This window comes from Polaribacter gangjinensis, assembly GCF_038024125.1.
Lineage (GTDB): Bacteria > Bacteroidota > Bacteroidia > Flavobacteriales > Flavobacteriaceae > Polaribacter > Polaribacter gangjinensis.
The window spans coordinates 988,621-1,007,840 of the sequence record NZ_CP150662.1 but is presented as its reverse complement, the minus strand read 5'-3'; the positions used below and the strand labels follow the sequence as shown (position 1 = coordinate 1,007,840).

The 19,220-nt window shown below is 30.5% G+C and carries 18 protein-coding genes; 9 read left to right on the top strand and 9 right to left on the bottom strand.

Going from position 1 to position 19,220, the window contains the following annotated elements:
* The first annotated feature begins 17 nt into the window (after window positions 1–17).
* The gene (locus tag WHA43_RS04430) at window positions 18–371 is read left to right on the top strand and encodes a hypothetical protein (RefSeq protein WP_105045920.1); all 354 of its coding nucleotides are present in this window, start codon (window positions 18–20) and stop codon (window positions 369–371) included.
* A 186-nt stretch (window positions 372–557) separates the two neighbouring features.
* Window positions 558–1,115, top strand: coding sequence for a hypothetical protein (locus tag WHA43_RS04425; protein WP_105045919.1), 558 nt, complete (start codon window positions 558–560; stop codon window positions 1,113–1,115).
* A gap of 283 nt (window positions 1,116–1,398) precedes the next feature.
* Here WHA43_RS04425 and WHA43_RS04420 read toward each other — a convergent pair whose 3' ends face one another.
* Complete coding sequence (locus WHA43_RS04420; RefSeq protein ID WP_262903979.1) at window positions 1,399–2,301, bottom strand: FRG domain-containing protein; 903 nt, start codon at window positions 2,299–2,301, stop codon at window positions 1,399–1,401.
* Between the two features lie 100 nt (window positions 2,302–2,401).
* On the bottom strand, window positions 2,402–2,629 hold the full coding sequence (locus WHA43_RS04415; protein WP_105045917.1) for a hypothetical protein: 228 nt from the start codon (window positions 2,627–2,629) through the stop codon (window positions 2,402–2,404).
* 856 nt (window positions 2,630–3,485) lie between these two features.
* Here WHA43_RS04415 and WHA43_RS04410 point away from each other — a divergent pair.
* The 3 genes from WHA43_RS04410 (at window position 3,486) to WHA43_RS04400 (ending at window position 5,970) form a co-directional block, all read left to right on the top strand.
* A complete protein-coding gene (locus WHA43_RS04410) occupies window positions 3,486–3,908 on the top strand; it encodes a hypothetical protein (RefSeq protein WP_226742834.1) in 423 nt (140 codons plus the stop codon).
* Window positions 3,909–3,913: 5 nt separating this feature from the next.
* A complete protein-coding gene (locus tag WHA43_RS04405; protein ID WP_226742833.1) occupies window positions 3,914–4,825 on the top strand; it encodes an IS3 family transposase in 912 nt (303 codons plus the stop codon).
* Window positions 4,826–5,547: 722 nt separating this feature from the next.
* On the top strand, window positions 5,548–5,970 hold the full coding sequence (locus tag WHA43_RS04400; RefSeq protein ID WP_105045915.1) for a DUF6943 family protein: 423 nt from the start codon (window positions 5,548–5,550) through the stop codon (window positions 5,968–5,970).
* A gap of 72 nt (window positions 5,971–6,042) precedes the next feature.
* On the opposite strand, the gene WHA43_RS04395 is transcribed toward WHA43_RS04400, so the two are convergent.
* The 6 genes from WHA43_RS04395 to WHA43_RS04370 all read right to left on the bottom strand — a co-directional run bounded on the left by WHA43_RS04395 (window position 6,043) and on the right by WHA43_RS04370 (window position 10,946).
* Window positions 6,043–6,219 (bottom strand): hypothetical protein, encoded by a 177-nt coding sequence (locus WHA43_RS04395; RefSeq protein ID WP_162833738.1) that lies wholly within the window; start codon window positions 6,217–6,219, stop codon window positions 6,043–6,045.
* The gene (locus WHA43_RS04390) at window positions 6,206–6,421 is read right to left on the bottom strand and encodes a hypothetical protein (RefSeq protein ID WP_026726274.1); all 216 of its coding nucleotides are present in this window, start codon (window positions 6,419–6,421) and stop codon (window positions 6,206–6,208) included. The genes WHA43_RS04395 and WHA43_RS04390 overlap by 14 nt, the downstream gene beginning before the upstream one ends.
* 3 nt (window positions 6,422–6,424) lie before the next feature.
* Window positions 6,425–6,826 (bottom strand): DUF5675 family protein, encoded by a 402-nt coding sequence (locus tag WHA43_RS04385; protein ID WP_105045914.1) that lies wholly within the window; start codon window positions 6,824–6,826, stop codon window positions 6,425–6,427.
* Between the two features lie 33 nt (window positions 6,827–6,859).
* Window positions 6,860–7,618: a hypothetical protein gene (locus tag WHA43_RS04380; protein ID WP_105045913.1), complete on the bottom strand. Its 759-nt coding sequence runs from the start codon at window positions 7,616–7,618 to the stop codon at window positions 6,860–6,862.
* A 1,185-nt stretch (window positions 7,619–8,803) separates the two neighbouring features.
* Entirely contained in the window at window positions 8,804–9,655 is an 852-nt protein-coding gene (locus WHA43_RS04375; RefSeq protein ID WP_105045911.1) for an EamA family transporter, read from the bottom strand.
* A gap of 10 nt (window positions 9,656–9,665) precedes the next feature.
* Window positions 9,666–10,946 carry a hypothetical protein gene (locus tag WHA43_RS04370; RefSeq protein ID WP_105045910.1) on the bottom strand — a complete coding sequence of 427 codons (1,281 nt, stop codon included), beginning with the start codon at window positions 10,944–10,946 and terminating at the stop codon, window positions 9,666–9,668.
* A 524-nt stretch (window positions 10,947–11,470) separates the two neighbouring features.
* Between WHA43_RS04370 and WHA43_RS04365 the strand changes: the two genes are divergently transcribed.
* Genes WHA43_RS04365 through WHA43_RS04350 form a run of 4 tightly spaced genes read left to right on the top strand, consistent with a single transcriptional unit; the run spans window position 11,471 to window position 15,124 of the window.
* Entirely contained in the window at window positions 11,471–12,115 is a 645-nt protein-coding gene (locus WHA43_RS04365; RefSeq protein ID WP_105045909.1) for a uracil-DNA glycosylase family protein, read from the top strand.
* An 11-nt stretch (window positions 12,116–12,126) separates the two neighbouring features.
* Complete coding sequence (locus WHA43_RS04360; RefSeq protein WP_105045908.1) at window positions 12,127–14,085, top strand: DUF2779 domain-containing protein; 1,959 nt, start codon at window positions 12,127–12,129, stop codon at window positions 14,083–14,085.
* A gap of 5 nt (window positions 14,086–14,090) precedes the next feature.
* A complete protein-coding gene (locus WHA43_RS04355; protein WP_105045907.1) occupies window positions 14,091–14,678 on the top strand; it encodes a hypothetical protein in 588 nt (195 codons plus the stop codon).
* A gap of 44 nt (window positions 14,679–14,722) precedes the next feature.
* Entirely contained in the window at window positions 14,723–15,124 is a 402-nt protein-coding gene (locus WHA43_RS04350) for a hypothetical protein (protein WP_105045906.1), read from the top strand.
* Window positions 15,125–15,501: 377 nt separating this feature from the next.
* On the opposite strand, the gene WHA43_RS04345 is transcribed toward WHA43_RS04350, so the two are convergent.
* Window positions 15,502–19,125, bottom strand: coding sequence for a T9SS type A sorting domain-containing protein (locus WHA43_RS04345; RefSeq protein ID WP_105045905.1), 3,624 nt, complete (start codon window positions 19,123–19,125; stop codon window positions 15,502–15,504).
* Between the last annotated feature and the right edge of the window lie 95 nt (window positions 19,126–19,220).

Here is a 19,220-nt window from a genome sequence, read left to right as displayed (position 1 = left end):
CGGAGGGATAACAGGTTATGTCAAACAAAACAATCTTTACTTTAGAATCTAGAGAAAATTTTTATTTGGAAGTTATGAAAGAAAATTTCAAACTTTCCGATAAGCAAATGTATGAGGCTATTCAGCAAGCTTTTAATCATTTCATTGAAAATTTACATTCAAAAAAGAGAATAGAGTACAAAGATTTAAGGAATGCATTAACACCCAATATCAACAAAAAAGAAATCGCTCTTGTTTTTGATAGTTCAAAAGTAAAATCCGCTTGGTATGGTTATGAAGTTTTTGACAAAGTAATTCCAATATTTGATAAAAAGACAAAACATAGTATTCTTTCAGGGGATTTAATCATTGATCAAAATTTTCACTATTAGAAAGATGTTTTTTTTGAGGAATTAATATCAGAAAAGAATACAAATTTCTTAAACATAAATGACTGCTATATAGTTTATATTAATAATCTTTCAAACACTTTTTTTAATAAATTTCATCATCAATTAAGTTACTATGAACCATATGTTGGATTTCTTGATACAACTACTCAGACGAATCTTAAAACAATGTTGTCATTCATTTTATGTAAAGTAGCCATTGTAAACAATAAAGAAGTAATTCTTCCTTATGAAGATGAGGACTGGGAAACAAATGAAAATACCCAAGGATTACCTTTTGACAGCAATAACTTTTCAATCAAAAGTATTCCAAGTCTTTACTATGATTTGTTTTTATCTTATAAAATTGAACGTGAGGATTTAAAAGGATATAGTTTAGACACTAAAATTGCTTTAAATGCCATAACACCCATTGTTACCGATTTAGAAAAACTCAATATTGAAATTGAAGAGCAAAAGTTTGATTATCTTATAACTACAAAAGGTGGTAAACTCAAAAAAGCACAATTAGAAAACTATACAATCAAAGATTTTGAAAAATTAATAAAAGAAAAAATAAAAGATAACTACATTTACGAAATGTCAGAGTTAAGAGAATATAAAGTAATTAAATTTAATGTGATTATTGAATTAGAGGTTCTATATTCAAAAGAAAAAGTCAAATGTCAAATAACACTTCATTATCAACCAGAAGAAAACAAATTAAAATTGATTACATTTTTTTAGTACTTTCGAAATAGGAATCTAGAAAGTATCCTAGCAATCCCAGCAAATTTAAAAATTCATTATCTCATTCAGACTGCACAAAAACCGTCTTTAGTCCAAGTTTTCCTAAAGCCAATTCTTTGTTTGCTTCATTTCGCTAATTTCATTGACTAAAAAAACTTTTAAAAAAGATAGAATTATATTTTAAATTGATAATGGTTTTATATCCATATTTTACAAAGTAAAATTCAAGCACTTTTTTAATCATATACAAGTCATTCTATTTGTGAAAATTAAAATTGTATTAAACATTTTTTTCATAAACACCCCACGTATCAATATCTAGTGTTGGGTAAATATAATCTTTAGTAATTCCATCTTCAGCAAGCTTTTGCTCAATATATGATGCAAGTTCTTTGTTAATATTAAAGCATTCGCAAAATCTGTACTCGTCAGGATTCGCATTTTCTTTATCTGCAAAATACAGCTCTGCACCAACAACTTCCAAAGGTTTGCTCGGACTTGCATTCCAAACAAATACTCCAGATTGGTTCAATATATTTTTGCTATTATTTAACGAAAATATAAAACCAGTATTCGCATCCTTGTCACTGAAGAAACTAAGTGGAAATTCTATCATATGTTCAACCCTCGTTACGTATTCTATCATACCAGAACCAGGAATTCTATCTTTATCAAAGATCTTCCTTCCCTTAAAATGTTCTGTCATTTCTAAGCGTTGAGCTTCATCCTTAGAATACTTCGCAATCATTTCTGCAGAGTGTTCTTCATCAAACACATCAAGGCTGTCATCCATTACTTGTCTCATCCCACCACCTTCCATATCTTTTTGGTTGATAAAATAAACACTAAAATAATTATCAATTTCACGAGATCCAGTATTTTCTTCTAATTTATCTAATCCAAAATAGAGAGCTGTTTGAAATTTATAGGTCCAGTCTAGTAATGGTGTCGGACATCCATGATGTTGTAAAAAGCCAAGTACTGAAATATTATTTATTACATCAATATGATGAACATCTAGAATTCCAAGAATCATTTCTTCAAAATCAGCTTTTCCATCAATAACAAACTTTGACAATAATTCTTGATAACTATATCCTTTCTCATAAAGGTTATCTATAATCCACTGTCTTTGCAATCTGTTGTATAAACGCCAACTTGCTTCACGTTGACCACGAAACAGAATGTCTTCTGACGTTTTATACTTTTCATAGATTTCATCAAACTGCTCTTTTGTATCAATAGCATATTGGTCAAAACAAAATGATTTTTGAACAAGCGATTTATACTCTGAAACTGATTGTTCTGAAAAAAAAAGGCGGTCGTGAATGCATATTTAACTGCAAATTCATAAAAGCTCTCATTCTACTAGTAGTAGTTTCTGGTCTCAATTCATCAAAATCAATTATATCTTGTAGCAAATATGGGTCTTCTATTTTTTGAGTACCACCACTTCTTAAGTATTCGTTTGTTAGTTGAACTTTTAGTTTAAAAATTTCATCTTCATTCATAATATCAATCTTTTAGAATTGCAAAATTACGAAATATTAAAGTACAAAACCCCTTTGCAATTGCCACTCCTTCCCAACGCTCCAAAAGTTTTTGTATGCCAGAAGTTTATCCCTCCGATAGATAAATAGTGCAAGGCAACAAAAACTTTTCCCAAAGCTTAGTTACATAATGTGGCATTATAGGGCAATAAAGAAAAGAGTGCTCCAAATCAAGATGGTGCATTGCCCTATAATAACATTATGTAAAAAAGCCGCTCTCCCCACGCTCAAGTGCCCCGCTCCAGCCACACATTTTTGGCAGCTTTCCTCGCACCACCCAGCTACCAAAAACACGTGGCTTCGCGGGTCACCCTTCGGGTTTTCATAAGAACGTTTATACTTTAAAAGAAATTTAATACTTCGTAGGAAATCCATCAATTGTTTTTATCAGCTGTGTGTTTAAAGCGGTAGTGTTTGCATTATCTTTTGAAGGTGCTTCCCATCTACGAAACAACTGTACACTATAATCTGAATACTGAACACTTTCAAGCACCCTCAAAAGATAAAATTGCCCAGCAAGAGTGTGGTTTTTTGATTTGTCAGAATATGGAGTAGTAATTGCTTTCCGGTTGCTGATGTTTTTAGAATTTCTAAGAAAATTATTCAAACTTCAAGCCTTTCTATTCAATGACAAGTGAAGCATCTGCACCCAAAAAAGCAATCAGAAAGTAAGTGCAAACAAATCAAAAAAACCACATACTTGCTTTCGCTACTGCCAACGCACTCGGTAGTATTTGCATTGTTTTTTGAGGTGCTTCACATCTCCGAAACAACTGAATGACTTGTCCTGAATTAGGTTTACACAAAAAGTGTAAAAATGAAAGAAAAAAGCAAAGTGATTTTAGGACAATGGCGCAACAACAAGCTGTATTTTTCAGATCATGAAAAAAAGTTAATAATCGATGATTATTTGTCTGGAAATGAGACTAAACAATCGATTTATAAGCGTTATACGGGCTATCCAACAGAAAATGGTAAAATAGGGATGTGGATGCGCAAGTTTGGTATTGAAGATAAGTTTGTGAAAAACACTAATTTTGTTAGCATGTCAAAGAAAAAAAAACAACAAGAGGAAAGTTCGGATGATTTTGAGATGCTAAAACTCAAAAAGCGAATAGCTGAACTAGAAAAACAACTTCAAACAGCAGAGATGAAAGCTATTGCGTTTTCGACAATGGTTGATATTGCTGAGAAAGAGTTTAATATTCCTATTAGAAAAAAGCACAATACCAAGCCATAGAAACAATGAAGGAAAACTTCAAGGGCATAGGTTTAGCCGACTTATGCTCTTGGTTTGGTGTAACAAGACAGGCTTATTACCAAAGTAAAAAACGCGTTTTACAGGACTTAATTGAGCAGGAGATATTGCTTGATAGAATCAGTAATATTCGTAAAGATCATAAGCGTTTAGGTGGGCGAAAATTATTTTATAAACTAGAAGATTTTATGAATGAACATAATATAAAAATGGGTAGGGATGCGTTTTTCGACCTACTCAGAGAGCATAATTTGCTCATAAAACAGCGTAAAAGATATCATATAACAACAAACTCCAACCATTGGATGAAGAAGTATCCGAATTTGATTAAAGGTCTGGAACCACTCGGCCCCAACCATATATGGGTAAGTGACATAACGTATTGGAAGACAAAAGGCGGTCATTATTATATAAGCTTTATCACAGATGCATATTCAAGGAAAATCGTTGGTTATCATGTTGCAGATACTATGGAGGCTATAGAAAGCATTGCAGCTTTAAAAATGGCTATAAAAACGCTGACCCCAGAAGCGACAGGACTTATACACCATTCAGACAGAGGTTCTCAATATTGCAGCTCCGGGTATGTGAAAACATTAAAGAACAAAGGCATAAAGATATCAATGACCGAAAATGGAGATCCATTGGAAAATGCTATAGCAGAACGTGTTAACGGAATAATCAAAGGAGAATATTTGTTTGATTACGAAATAAAATCACTTTCAAAAGCAAAAGAAATACTGAAATCGGTTGTCAAGCTATACAACGAGGATCGTCCTCATTCGAGCATTGGGAATGCAACTCCCTCTGAACTACACGATAATTTTACGGATAAGGAAATAAAACGATTATGGAAAAACTACTATCGAACGTACTCAAAATGCGAAACTGTAACATAGATTACTCTGAACGAGCTTCACGAGTACATCAAAAAAAATGTAATACTATTTTAGGACTAAATTTAAAGTGTAAATTTGTCTCAGGACTATCAATAAATAAAAGTTAAATCTGTAAACTTTTTTTAGGACGGGTCAGAACACTTATTTGTGCATACTGAACACTTCCACGCACCCCAAAAAATCAAACAGTGCAGCAAGAGTTTCAAATTTCGGTTCTGGACAAAAGCGTTTATAATTGACTTTTTGTTTTTTTTCCAGCCCCAAAATTTGAAACCCTTGCAAGACGACCCCAACTCTGTAACAAAAAAATCCGCCCTCAAAAGAAAATCCTGCTCCGTGATCAAAAAAATAAAATAAAAAAAAGAGAGCAAAGGTAAGTTCCAGGTTTACAAAAAAGCAAGTTCAAGCCCTGCGGGTTTTTTAAAAAATCTCCACCACCCATACGTTCTCAAAACAACTTTTCTACCAAGCAACAAATTCCGACTTCCAAAGGACGAATTAGGGTGGTAGTATTTTTTAAAAAAAACTTGCTTTTTTGAAACCCTCCACTAGACGAATGGCTTTCTTTTTTTTCTTTTTTTCTTTTGAAATGAATATTCTTCGCTTCCAATTTAAAATAACATTTGGCGAAAAAATTTTAATGGGCGAAGCGTAGCGAAGCAATCCAGTATTTCAGATGAAAATAAGAGCAAAAGAGAAGCTAATATTTAAAATCGGAAGTCATGCTAAACTTTATTATTAAAACCCATCAGAAAGGAACGTTTTACCCACAACCACATCTATTTATTCTAAACAAAGGGTTAAATAGTGGAAAACCTCAAAAAGAACCATTTACAAACAGCTTTGTTATTATCTTTAAAAATGATGAAGATTTAGAAAATGTATATTTCATTGCTTATAGTCTATGGAAAACAAAGTTTTGGCATCAATATTTAGTAGGTTCAGTAATTCCATTTTTAAGGTTACCTGATTTCAAAAAAGAATTTTTCCCAAAATCTAAAGCATTAATGGCAGAACATGAAGAGCATGTAAAACATGTTGAAGCTTTGAAAATTTTAGAACAAAAAGAAAATCAATTTCATCAAAACATCAATCTAATTAACGATATGCGTAGGGTAATTTTATACCGCTATTGCAATAAATAAATAAATAAAGCCTGGTCTTACGACTAGGCTTCATTTTATTTAACCCAAAGGTCACCACAACTAGGGCTAAACTTATTTTTTGTGCTTCCTGTTAAGGCTTTTAAGCAGTAACGAAATTGTAAAACTAACAATTGCTCCAACGGTAGCTAAGATAACCGTTTTGGCAATATCTTCAGATTGAATATTCGGAACAATACTTAAAAATGTGCCTCCAGCTGTACCCATTAAAGTATGGTTATTCGCTGTCATTCGTTGTGGTCAACTGACTTGCAGCTGTCAAAACTCCACCAGCTACTGCAACATATCCACCAATAGTAATAACAATTGTGGGCAAAGCAACTGGAGCAGCCAAAATAGTTCCACCAACAGCAGCCAAAGTCAAACCAACAGTTCGAAGCACTTTAAAAAACTTTGGTATAGGAGCAGAAACTCGATTCAATATCTTTTTCATAATTTATAATTTAGAAATAATTAATAATTCAACAACTTCTTGTCTGTCTAAGATTGTATAAACTAAAGTTTTAAGCTTCTCAAAAGCTTTTCTTGATAGTAAACCTAAACCTGGTCCAGAAAGCTTAGTAACGGGAGCGATACAACCATTTAATTCTTTCATAGCATTATTAGCAGGATGAAATAAAATCAAACTTCTATTTTCAACATCTACCACTTCTAAATGCCATCTAAATTTCTTACTATATCGCTTTCTAATAAAATATTTCCCTTCCGGAATACAGGAAACTCTCTTTCGGTTCATTCTCCAAGTCAATTCAATTGTATTACAAATCAATTTACCTTCGTATTCGAGTTTACCATTGGTTCCATCAGGGAAATAAGTTCTAGTTAATAAAAGTACCATTACTGAATACTGTCAACTGTGACTGAATACTGATTATACACCGCTATCAACTTTTGCAATCGATAATGGGTTAAAAGCACCATTTTTCAATGGATACATTTGCCCATTAATCTGTTGATAAAACTCAACACCTAAAGCCAAAAACAAAGGTTTTGTACTAGCTGGTGTAACCGCATTCACTTGATTAATTGGAGCAGTAGCAGTTCCGTCCCATGGCAAAATTGCCGTTTCCGAGGTAGCAACTACATACGTTTCAGCTTCAAAATCAATTTCAGCTCCACCAGAAATGATTTTATAGTGAGTTGTTCCGCTTGGAGTAGCAATCATATTCGCAGGAATAAATGATGCCAAATCCACAGTAATTTCACCAGCCACACGGTCAATAGTTGCTACAAAAGGAGCAAACAGAGTAGTACCAAGTTTTCCACGAATATTAAATTCAAAACCAAATAACAATTCTGCTTCACCATCAATCACGTTACGTAAACCACGTTCACTAACCAAATCCGCTTGAATAACCTTCATCATTGCTTGCGTTAATCTGCTCACCATTCTACCATCCGCAGAATTTAAAAGCAATGGTCGTAAAGCGTTTCTAAGCATTTTTCCTGCTTTACCAGCTCTACCAAACTCGGAACCATTCTCACGAGTTCTTTGAAACGCAGGATCACTCGCAATTCTGCTCGCGTCAATTCCACCTTTTTCTCTTGCTAAGTGACCATCTTGCGTTTTGTAAAAGGTAATATCTCCGATAGTACCTTTTAGTTTAATTATGCCTTTCTGTCTAGCCATAACATCAAAATTTTGTTAAACATTCATCTAAAATCTCCTTCATTCTATACATCAGTTGCAACTATTCTTGAATGATTTAAAGCAAATTTGAAACAAGATTATATACAAAAAGAAACGATTGTCATTTTATGACACAGATGACCATAATCTACACAAAAGGCATTACAACAAGTTCATTAATCGTTTCTGAACCAGTTCAAAGAATGATTAATTTTATGGCTTCAAGTGTTTAATTCAGATAGGTTTTAGGTAACTCAAAGCCTAGTCAAAGGCATGGATAAAGTATGAAAATTGAAAAAAAGAGGTTGTGTATCTACCCAAAGGACATACAACGCATTACAGGAAAGAGTTATAGACAAAGTGCAAGATTATTGCAAAAGATAAGAAGTGACCTGAATAAGCTTGAAAATGAGTTTGTATCAGTTGAGGAGTTCTGTAACTACACTAGCTTAAAGATTGAACAAGTAGAACCTTTGATTATCGGATGAGGTTTATAAAAAATGTATCAATTATTAAACTTCATTCTACATACTTTTTACAGTAATAACCAGTTCAATAAATGAACAATAATTTCAGTAAATCACTTTGTTTAATCATCTAATTTTCATAGATTTGTACTATAAGATTTCGAAAAATTTGCACGTCATTTATAGATGCAAAAGCGAGACCCTAGGAATTCAAAAGATATTAAAATCAACAATATCAATCGGTTAGAAATGGATGACAAATCCCTCTTTCTCCGCGAAAACAATTTCAAAATGAATCAAAACCCTTTAAACTCAACGTTTAAAGGGTTTTTTCTTTTCCAGATATACCAAATTGATTTATAAATCTTTAAATTGTAAACAGAATAATACTTTAATTACCGTAAGAAATAAATTTTTTAATTGTTGAAAACTATTTTGATTTTGAAAATATTTTAGTATTAAGTTCAAACTAAATTAAAAAAAACACAATCCTTATTACTTATATTATATTGGTAGTGGCTTTTACATTTTATCTATGATTTATTTTATAGAAAAGAAAAATGCTTAGTTTATAGGATACTTAATCTAATTAAATTGGTTTTCATGAGAGATTTTAAAAATAAAAATTGGAATACTTACGATTTTGAAAAGACTCTCTAGTTTTATTTTTAAATAAGTCTACTTTTTGCTACCGATTTAATAAAATGGAGCTAATTATTTAAGTTGTTTGTAAATACAAAATGTAAGCGCCTATTGAAATTATTGTAATTGATAAACTGTTTTTAAGTGAAATAGTTTCCTTAAAGAAAAGAGAACTAAATAAAATAGTGGTTAATGGACTAGCTAAAAAAAACAACCCAGAAATTAAAGGGTTTGTAATCTTTAAACCTAAAAAACTAAACAATAGAGCACATAAAATTACTATACTCATAATGATGGTATTTTTAAACCGACTTTTTAATAACTTTAAGAGATCAACTTTTTTATATTGATTCATTGTTACACTTAAACCAACGATAAAAACTAAAAATTCTTGATTGGCAATAATAAAAATTGGTTCAATTTCTTTTGTTAAATTTTTCCAATGTATCAAAGAAGATATTGTAAAGCAGAGTATCATAGTCAATAAAAGCAAATGTTGCTTTAAAGTAATTTTAAGATTAGTATTTAAACTATCAAATACATAAAAAGTAAAACCTAAAATGATAATTAAAAAACCTAAAAGACTTTTATAGATATCTAAATCTTCAAAAATCCAAAGGTATACTGCCGTGAATACAATCCCTATTAAATTGTAAATACCTAGCCATTGTAGAGATTCTTTTTTAATGACATGCAACATGGAAAACAATCCAAGAACTCCAAATAAAGACCCTAAAGAAATCTTCATAAAATTGACAAAAGTTAATTGTTGATTAGAGAAAAAAAGCACACTAACTAACAGAGCAAAAACACTAGTAAAAAATGCTCGATATGAAACTAAAAAGGACACATTAGTGTTAGTTAAGTTTTTTTTCCACAAAACATTATTAAAAGAAAATAATAAAACACCGAGTACAATATAAATCATCTTTTAACAACTATTTGATTGAGTATTTCTTAGCTTCTGAAATGAATTTTTTAAATCCAGTAATTTTTACTATTTTTTTTATCATCTCAAAACAATGTTTGTTTTTTACTTTATTATTTTCTAAAAGTGATACCTTAAGTTTAATAAGGTAATAAAATAGAGAAACATAGTTTTCATAACTAAGTTCTACTTTATCCAATTCAACTAATTCGAGACTAGAAATAGCTGATTTAATGTTATTATTAATAAAATTTACATTTGCTAAAGCAATTAAATATATAGCTGTTGATGTCACATGATCCCATCTATCAGATTCAAATAAATCCTCATAATATAGATATATCAATTCTTCTAAAAAAGCAAATTCTTCTTTAATAATTAATGCGGGAACTATTTCCTGTAAAAATTTATCGACTCTTACACTTTTACAAATTTTAAGGATCTCTTTTGTTAAATCTGAATCTAATTTTTTACTTTTCAAAATACAATATCCATAAAATCGTCCTCTAAGCACAACATGAAAAGTTTCAAATTCTTTAGGCTTTTTGATATCTAAAATTGATAGCTCATTAACCTCAATATAGAAATTACTGTAGGCTCTCATCAATTCTAAAAAAAATAAATCTGAAGGATTATTGCTTGTTTTTTTTACAATATTTAGAATTTTTCCATACCTACCATTTAAGTTGGTATAATCTATATACAACAAAGGAACATTATTTTTAAAAACATCATAAACCATTAATTTTTCATATATAAAAAGTGCTTTTTTTTCTGAAACACTTAAAAGGGTTGAAGATATTATTGTTGAAAATTTATGAAAATTTGTACCAGTTATGGGTTTGAAATTCACATTTTTAAAAATAAAATCCAGAATTTGTAAATTATTTTCTTGAATTTGAAAGGATAAGAAATAAGCTAAATAAACAATATTTGTATCATTTAGAAGGCCAAAATTTATAGAAATTACATCATCAACAGTTATTTTTTTTAACAATTGTATACGTCTTAAATTTTGTTGAAAATACCATTCGTCATAATTTAATTGATGATTCTGATATTTATAAAATGAATTAAAACCAATATAGGCAGCTAACGTATTTAATGTTTTAATCGAAGGTTTGGTTTTCTCCAAAAAACCAAATAATCTTCGTAGTGTATTAAAGCCAATGTTATTCGTTGTTTCAATCTCAATTTCCTCTTTTAAAAACTTAATGTCTGAAATATTACTAACAACAATATTTGCTTTTTTTTGAACATCAATTAATAATTGAGAATAGTTGTCTAACATGTGAATTTTTAAATGGGCTGTAATTGGGCTAAGTTAATAAACTAGAATTATATATTTGTAAATATTCAACAAATAAAATCACAAAAAAAGCATGAAAAAATTTGTTACATTATTAATTGTAATTTTTGTTTTTATAATGTAGCCATGAAGAATACTTAGTTCTAGGAAATGATACCAATAAGTAATAATGAAATTTTATATTCTACACATAAGTAAAAAAATTATTACAAATAGTTGTAAAAGATTATTAAATTTTAAAAAATCAAAAAAACAATGAAAAATCAAATAAATACTTATAACAATAGTTCTTTCTTCGAATCAGTTGCACATCATAATCTCGAAAGATTTCATTCTGAGAAAATAGCTTGGATTTTTAATACTAATTATGAAATTAAATTTTATTAAAAATATTTTTTCAAATGAAAGTATTAATAAATTTCAAACTTTTGGTTGGCTTAATAGTAAATTATAAAAAAGTTTTAAAAAGTAACAAATAAAATAAGCGTTAATTAAAATATAGGAAAATGATAATATGTAATAAATGTTCTAAATTTGGGTTAGAATACAACAACTCAAATTTAAATTCTCCTTCAGATTTTATTGAAGGAAATTTAGATGCCAAAGTTTGGATAATTGGCTTAAATCCAAAAACAAATCAAAATGAAATATTTGATCCTTCATTTGATGATTTAAGAAATTTCAAACCCAGTAACCACAGTTACTTCAAGGATTTTAAAAAAGTATCGAATAAACTCTATGAAAATTGGGAGAGCAAAAATTCAAAAATAGCACATACAGATTTGGTCAAATGTGGCTCTGCTTCATTTCCTCCAGCTCATCCAGTAACATCAAAAAAACTTTCAAATAAAGAAACAAATGTGATAATTAATAATTGTTTTGAACACTTGAAAAATCAACTTTTAATACATAAACCCTTACTTCTAATCTGTAACGGTTCTTATACATCTGAATCTATCTTCAATTTCTTTTCTCCAGATGACTTATCAATTAAATCAATTAAATCTGTTGGGTCCTACAAATCAACTTTTGAAGGACATACTTTCACAATCGTTCTATCAGGTTTTATTGGTCGAATTGATGATTGGAGTAAAAGAAGATTAGGCCTTGAAATTGAAAATGCTATTGATAATTTAGGAATTAAATTGTGAATTAAAAAAAAATGAGAGTTCTCTCTAAATCACTATTCAAATTAGGCCTTGAATGTCCCAACAAACTCTATTTTACAAACGATAAAACATTTGCAAATAAAAAGTCAGAAGATACCTTTTTACAATCGCTGGCAGAAGGTGGTTTTCAAGTAGAAGAATTAGCTCGTTTGCATTATGAAAATGGGGTGTTTATTGATGCTGAATCTTTTGAATACAACAAACCAGTAGATTTGACTAATAAAGCTCTTTTGAAAGATAATGTGATTATTTATGAAGGAGCTTTTTCAGTAAATGATTATTATGTACGTTGTGATATCATTGAAAAGAAAGGTAACAAAATACGTTTGATTGAGGTGAAAGCCAAATCATTTAATCCTACAGATGATTATCTTTTTATTGGCAAAAACGGTAAATTAGTCAGCGGTTGGAAACCCTATTTGTTTGATTTAGCCTTTCAAAAGAAAGTGGTTCAAATGGCATTTCCAAGTTATGAGGTGGAAGCTTATTTGATGATGGCTGATAAAACCAAAAAGGCATCAATTGATGGATTAAATCAACTTTTTAGAGTTCCAAAAAATGGCAATCCAAGAACAGAAATCGTTAAAAGAGTAACCAAAATTGAAGAAATTGGTAAATCCGTATTATCTGAAATAAATGTAGATAGTATAATCAATTCTATCCTTGAAAATAAATTTTCGTATTATGAAAATTTAAATTTTTCAGAGGCAATGTTGCTGTTTAGGGAGGCATATAAACAAAAGAAATACTTAAATTGGCCATTAAAATTTAGCAATTGTAAAGCCTGTGAGTTTAAAACTTCTGAAGAAGAAAAGCAACAGGGTTTGAAATCTGGATTTGAGCATTGTTTTAAAAAGCAATTAAACTGGAGTGATGCGGATTTTAAAAGACCGAATGCAATGGAAATCTGGAATTATAGAGGTGGGAATTTGATAGAAGAGAACCGTTTATTTTTAGATGATTTAACTGAAGATGATTTGAAAGTCACGCCTATTGCCAATAAAATTTCTCCAAGTGAAAGACAATGGATTCAAGTTGAAAAAGCAAGAACAGCAGATGCATCGGTTTATGTTGAAAAAGAAGGTTTAAAAGCCGAAATGGAGCGATGGATTTTTCCATTACACTTTATTGATTTTGAAACGAGTACTGTGGCGCTTCCTTTCACAGTAGATAGACATCCTTATGAACAAGTAGCTTTCCAATTTTCACATCATGTTTATCATGAAGATGGTACAATTGAACACAGAACAGAATTTATTAGTAATACACCTGGTGAGTTTCCAAATTTTATATTTGCAAGAGCACTTAAAGAGGCGTTAATCCATGATGATGGAAGTATTTTTCGATTTGCAACACACGAAAACTCCATATTAAATGCTATTATTCAACAACTTAAAAATTCAAGTGAAGCTGATAAAGAGGAGTTGATTTCATTTCTTAAAACAATAACAGTATCTAAAAAAGATAGTGCTGAATCTTGGGATGGAGATCGAAAAATGATTGATTTGAATGTAATTGTAAAGGACTACTATTATAATCCATATACTAAAGGGTCCAATTCCATAAAAGCAGTTTTACCAGCATCTTTAAATTCTAGTGAATTTTTAAAAAAGAAATATGAAAATTGTTTAGAAAAAATTAATGTGAGTAGCAAAAATTTTAGTGGAAACCATATTTGGTTATCAATAAAAAACAATGAAATAATTAACCCATATAAAATGTTACCTCCACTTTATGAAGGCTGGGATATTGAGGAAATAGAAGATACAGTTTCGGAAATTGAAAACATTGCAGATGGTGGTTCTGCATTAACAGCATATGCAAAATTACAATACGAAGATATGACCGAAAAGGAGCGAGGTGAAATTACAGCTGGACTATTAAAATACTGCGAATTAGATACGCTTGCTATGGTGATGATTTATGAGCATTTAAAAGAACTTACAATTTAATTAAAATGGATTTGAATTCTTTTTGTGAATTATATGCAAAAGGTATTATTTTATTGGAGGGTAAGCGAAATGTTCCTGAAAAAGATAAAATAAAACTGATTGAAATCGGTAAATTATTAGCTGAAAAAATGCCACATGCCACTTTTAGAAGTGGTAATGCTGATGGTAGTGATTATTTTTTTTCTCAAGGAGTTGCTTGTGTTAGTCCTAAACAACTGCAAGTAATAACTCCTTATGTGAATCACCGTAAAAAATATAATTTAGCTGAAACCATCTTCGACTTAGATTCCATTGATTTATTAAATGAACCCGATATTGTGTATCATTCAAAGAATCATAAAGGGACTAAATCATTGGTTGAAAAATATGTAGCAGGAGACAAAGATAAATATGCCATAAAAGCGGCTTATATTTTACGAGACACTATAAAAGTGATTGGAACACAAGCTGGGATACCACCTATTTCAGTTGGTTTGTTTTACGAAGATTTAAATAATCCAATGCAAGGTGGAACAGGTCATACACAAAGGGTATGTATAAACAATGCCATTCCATTATTTACCCAAGAAACTTACTTTAATTGGTTAGAATAAAATCATTTGTTGGTCAAAATATTTAAAATTAATCAAGCAAAAAAATGAAATCAATTGACGAAATCAAACAAGAAATAATTGAACTGCATAAAAAATGGTCATCTGTTGGAGAGAGTTTAAGTGATTTTAAAAATGCTGAATATTTTGAACAAGCAGTCAATGAATTATTAATTACTTATTGCGAGGACAATAAATATGAAATTGATGGATTTCCTTTTGTTCATAGGGAATTAAGTAAAACAAATGACGAATTTGATGATGATTATTTTTCTGAACGATATGATTTATATCTTTTTCGAGTTGCCAAAGAAAAGGATGATGTTTTTGAATTATTAAATTACTACTGGAATTTGTTTTGGCCTGATACCATTGAAAACAAAGAGGATACCCGTAATTCAATTCTACAAGAGATTCACTCTAATTTATTAAATTTCCACATAAAATAATTTAAGAACTGTAAATCGACAGTAAAAAGCTAACTAATTGAAATCAAATACAAGGCAGTGTTAAGTAAAACAATAAGATTTTTTACTAAAATATTTTTTTAGAAGAAGTAAAGTTTGCTTCTTATAAACTTATCAATAAGTATCAGCTGCCTAAAAAAAACTCATTGCATTAATGCAATGAGTTTTTAGTGAAATTAGTATTAGTTATAGGAAAAATAAATTAATCATTCTTTTTTTAATTCTTATGAAGGCTTTTTTCTTTGATCCTCTCGAGATTTCAAATGGTAATAAAATAAATAATTGAATGATTTTTAAAAACTTTAATAATCTTTTCATAGTTATTTCTTATCAATATTTAGTTTGTAATAACAAGAAGTTTAGTTTTTGATAAGTAATTGATTTTTTGAGTAGTTTAAATTGGTATATGTAAAAATATAAGAACCTTTAGATAACTTATTCACATCAATTGTATTTATACCTTCTATAATTTGATATTTCATAATAGACCTTCCTGAAATATCAAATACTTCAAGTAGAAATGTTTTAGAGCTATTAATAATAATATAATCTTTAAATGGGTTTGGATAGCTTTTAAAACCAATACTACTGAAATCATCTGTACTTAAAACCGATCCTAAAAGAGTAATTAAATTCCCTTCTTTTTTGTAATAAAGTAGTTCGGGTTCACCTACGTTACCATTTGGATCAGTAACTATCAATTCAAACTTATAAACACCATTCTCTAAAGTTTCTAACGCTATATTTTCTATTGTGTTTGATTCAGCAAGTAGAACTCCCTCTAATTGTAATTCATTGACTTGAGAATTGGATTTAGGGGAATTATTGTTATTTATATTTAATTGATAACTTCCTCCAACATCTACAGACTCCACAACTACATCAATAACAAAATCGTCTAAAGAGCTACTGCCATTATTTTCTAAATTTGTTCTAGAATAATAGGCTTTTGGGTAAATTACATCTTTTGTGTATGCTGTCGTTTTTGTAGCTACTAATCTATCTTCAGCATCTGTAAGTTGTACAGTTAAATTAACTTCTCCATCTAAAATACCAGTAGTATTTAAGTTTTCTACTATAACCTCATCTGCACTTAATACTCCTTCACTTCTCACTACTGATCCTCCTCCAAAACGAGAATAAATAGTTGCAACATAATTTAGATTCATACAAGGCTTGCAGGACATTTTTGCTTTTACGGAGTCCACATTTCCAGCATTAATCACCTTATCGATAATTTCTACCTCTAAAGGAACCTCTAAAACAATGTCAGAAGCAATAATGTCAAATCGTATATATTCTTCAAAATTATAACTTTTTGTATTTCCTACTTTATCACGGATAACAATATCAGAAATCCCCCATAAGCCTGGTGCAGAGCCTACTGGTAATGTTAAGTCAAACCGATAATTTCGCCATAGCGAATCTAAAACGGGTTCTGTATCTCCTGGGTTAAGATCAGGATGATTCATGGTTGAATTGCCCGTTTGATAACCAAATTTCTTGCCTTGAGGATCTCTTAAAGTGAGATCAACTAGATAAACCCCTGCCTCATGCCCTGGAAAATCAGACAAATCTCTTGCATTAAAATTAATATCTACTCTTGTTTCTCCATTGGGTGCTTGTGGGTTGGTAGGCTCAGCAATTACTTTAATATTGTTTAGGTCTATTTCTGGTTTTCTAATATCTGGATATTTGGTTGATACATAAACACTGTCTTTTAAAGCAGAAAAGCTATTAATCCCATTAGCCCAGCCATTATTAGCAGGGTCATTTGAAAAATTTACCCAACTAAGATTGCCTGCTTGATCTCCTGTATAAGCGTTTGTTACACTATAATAACCAGAAGGATAATAATCTTCTATAAAGAAGAACCCAGTTCCTTGTTTAATTAATGCTTCTGGTTCTTTCATTACAGTTCTCGATTCTTTGAAATAAGTTTCGGCTTGATCTGGGTTAGGAAAGTCTATTCTGTAAGTTGCTCCATTGCCACTAACCAAGAGAGGCTCTTCCCATTTATCTTCTAATTTTATAGCTTGCCCAAGTTCTCCACTAGGGTCTATTTCTTTATTAGAATTAAAAGTACTATCTATAACTGACATTTTAAATTCTAAAAATTTTGGAGGTACTATATCTTCTAAAGGGTTTTCTATAAATAATTTTGCTCCAACTGTTGAGGTGTTTTCAAACCTTTGATTGCCCACTTTATCCCAAGTTCTTAAACTAGCTAAACTCCAATAACCAGATTTAGCAAATTTACTCAACGTTGAAGAACCAACTAAAACTGAGTCTAAATCTCCGTTTTGAGCATGTAAGCCAATATCAAAAACAGTTCCTATGGAAGATGAAAAGCGAACATAACCTTGTTTTGCTCCATCTATGGCAGGGTCATTAGAATTTAACCGAATTTTCATAGTCACTTTTTTATCTTCCTCTGATCCTCCTTCAACTACTAAATCAAGTTCTACAATTTTTCCTGGAAAAGTATAATCTGGGTATAAATTGTATACGGTAAAGGTTAAATCTTCTCTAATAAGAGATATGTAGCGTGTACCATGCATGATACGATCTCTTATGAATTCATATTTTTTCTGAGAAACATTAATAAGTCTATCAGGGTTGGTCAAATAAATGGCAATAGATTCGGCCATATCTTCATTTGGGTTTTTTGAGTGCGCGTAAGCAGAAACAAACTCGGTGGTATTATAAGTAGACCAACCAGAGGCAGAAGTAGGGTCTTGAAACCATCCTCCAATCTCAGCCCAATCATCTTTTGTTTTATCATCAAAAGTGTATTCCCATAAAAAGTGTGCTTTTTCATGAAGTATCAAACGTCTTACATCACTTAAATTACCACTGATAAAGGCTTTGCTCATAAATTCTATGGTTTTTAAGCCTGTCCAAGCAATAGCAGCAGCTTCTCTATACGCTGGGTCTGGATGGTCTTGACCATCGATTCTTCTTGCAAGGTATTGCAGTCCTTCTTGTTTGTGAAAACCTTCTGGTAATTCTTCGAACATGGCTAAAATCTCTAACTTTTCGGTCTTATAAAATTCTTGAAAGTTGGATTTATCATCTCCCATAAAGGTTCCATTTTCTTCTTGAAAAGCTCCGCTAAAATCAGATGGTTTTAAAAATTGTATTCCAAAACGCTCTCTAGCCAACCAATTTAAAACTTCCTCATTATTCGCAAAATCGGTAATAAAGTTTACCACAGCATGGTACAATCTTTTAGAAAAAAACTTACCTCGTATACCATCTATTTTAACAATTTGTGGCTCTGCATAGGTAAATGCACTTTGACTAACGGTTGCATGCGGAATTCCCTCTTTTTTTTCAATAGAAATATCTTCGTAAATTTCATCTTTAGATAAATAAAATACACCTCTAATATTTGTGCCTGTAATATAATCTAAAGTGCTTCCCTCTCCAAATTTATGATAAGGTAAATTTGAAAACATTTTGTATAACCTATATGCATCCTCATTCGTCCACTTTTCCTTATCATCAGACAATATGACACCATATTCAGTCCTTAATTTTATAGAAGAAAAATCTGTTGGTACAGATATCGTATCATTTAAAACTATAATCTCCGTAGGTTCTGCAATGTAAGATTGTGTTGCATGGCCTGCAGCAGAATCATCATCTACCCAATTATATGTATAGTTACCACCCATCATTTCTGTTAAAGCAAACGTTGCCGATACATCATTAGGAATAGTAACTACTTTTTGCGAAGGGTAGGTGTAACCAGTCGCATCTATTTTAATAGCCCAATCGCCTGTAGATAAATTAAAAGTAGCTGCATTTGGGGTATCTGAACTTTTTACCCATTTTTTGTAAAACTTATCTGAACTTTGTATTGCAATTACTGTTACAGAATCACCTTCTTTCAAGTTCTCAATATTTACTGTAAAGTTTTGTGAAGAAATTGCAAGGTTAGTGATAACAAATAAAATGGTAAGTAATTTTTTTATCATAATAAAACTAAATTTTTCATTGTCAAAAATATATTTTTTAAAATTGAATTAAGCCCACATATAGCCCATATATTTTTTTTATAAGTTGTAAGCAG

Bases quoted from the DNA above. Each gene is read 5' to 3' on its own strand.
- WHA43_RS04410 (WP_226742834.1), top strand. From the start codon at position 3,486: ATGAAAGAAAAAAGCAAAGTGATTTTAGGACAATGGCGCAACAACAAG.
- WHA43_RS04355 (WP_105045907.1), top strand. From the start codon at position 14,091: ATGGATTTGAATTCTTTTTGTGAATTATATGCAAAAGGTATTATTTTA.
- WHA43_RS04405 (WP_226742833.1), top strand. From the start codon at position 3,914: ATGAAGGAAAACTTCAAGGGCATAGGTTTAGCCGACTTATGCTCTTGG.
- WHA43_RS04370 (WP_105045910.1), bottom strand. From the start codon at position 10,946: ATGTTAGACAACTATTCTCAATTATTAATTGATGTTCAAAAAAAAGCA.
- WHA43_RS04360 (WP_105045908.1), top strand. From the start codon at position 12,127: ATGAGAGTTCTCTCTAAATCACTATTCAAATTAGGCCTTGAATGTCCC.
- WHA43_RS04390 (WP_026726274.1), bottom strand. From the start codon at position 6,421: ATGAAAAAGATATTGAATCGAGTTTCTGCTCCTATACCAAAGTTTTTT.
- WHA43_RS04415 (WP_105045917.1), bottom strand. From the start codon at position 2,629: ATGAATGAAGATGAAATTTTTAAACTAAAAGTTCAACTAACAAACGAA.
- WHA43_RS04380 (WP_105045913.1), bottom strand. From the start codon at position 7,618: ATGGCTAGACAGAAAGGCATAATTAAACTAAAAGGTACTATCGGAGAT.
- WHA43_RS04345 (WP_105045905.1), bottom strand. From the start codon at position 19,125: ATGATAAAAAAATTACTTACCATTTTATTTGTTATCACTAACCTTGCA.
- WHA43_RS04395 (WP_162833738.1), bottom strand. From the start codon at position 6,219: ATGACAGCGAATAACCATACTTTAATGGGTACAGCTGGAGGCACATTT.
- WHA43_RS04400 (WP_105045915.1), top strand. From the start codon at position 5,548: ATGCTAAACTTTATTATTAAAACCCATCAGAAAGGAACGTTTTACCCA.
- WHA43_RS04430 (WP_105045920.1), top strand. From the start codon at position 18: ATGTCAAACAAAACAATCTTTACTTTAGAATCTAGAGAAAATTTTTAT.
- WHA43_RS04375 (WP_105045911.1), bottom strand. From the start codon at position 9,655: ATGATTTATATTGTACTCGGTGTTTTATTATTTTCTTTTAATAATGTT.
- WHA43_RS04350 (WP_105045906.1), top strand. From the start codon at position 14,723: ATGAAATCAATTGACGAAATCAAACAAGAAATAATTGAACTGCATAAA.
- WHA43_RS04365 (WP_105045909.1), top strand. From the start codon at position 11,471: ATGATAATATGTAATAAATGTTCTAAATTTGGGTTAGAATACAACAAC.
- WHA43_RS04425 (WP_105045919.1), top strand. From the start codon at position 558: ATGTTGTCATTCATTTTATGTAAAGTAGCCATTGTAAACAATAAAGAA.
- WHA43_RS04385 (WP_105045914.1), bottom strand. From the start codon at position 6,826: ATGGTACTTTTATTAACTAGAACTTATTTCCCTGATGGAACCAATGGT.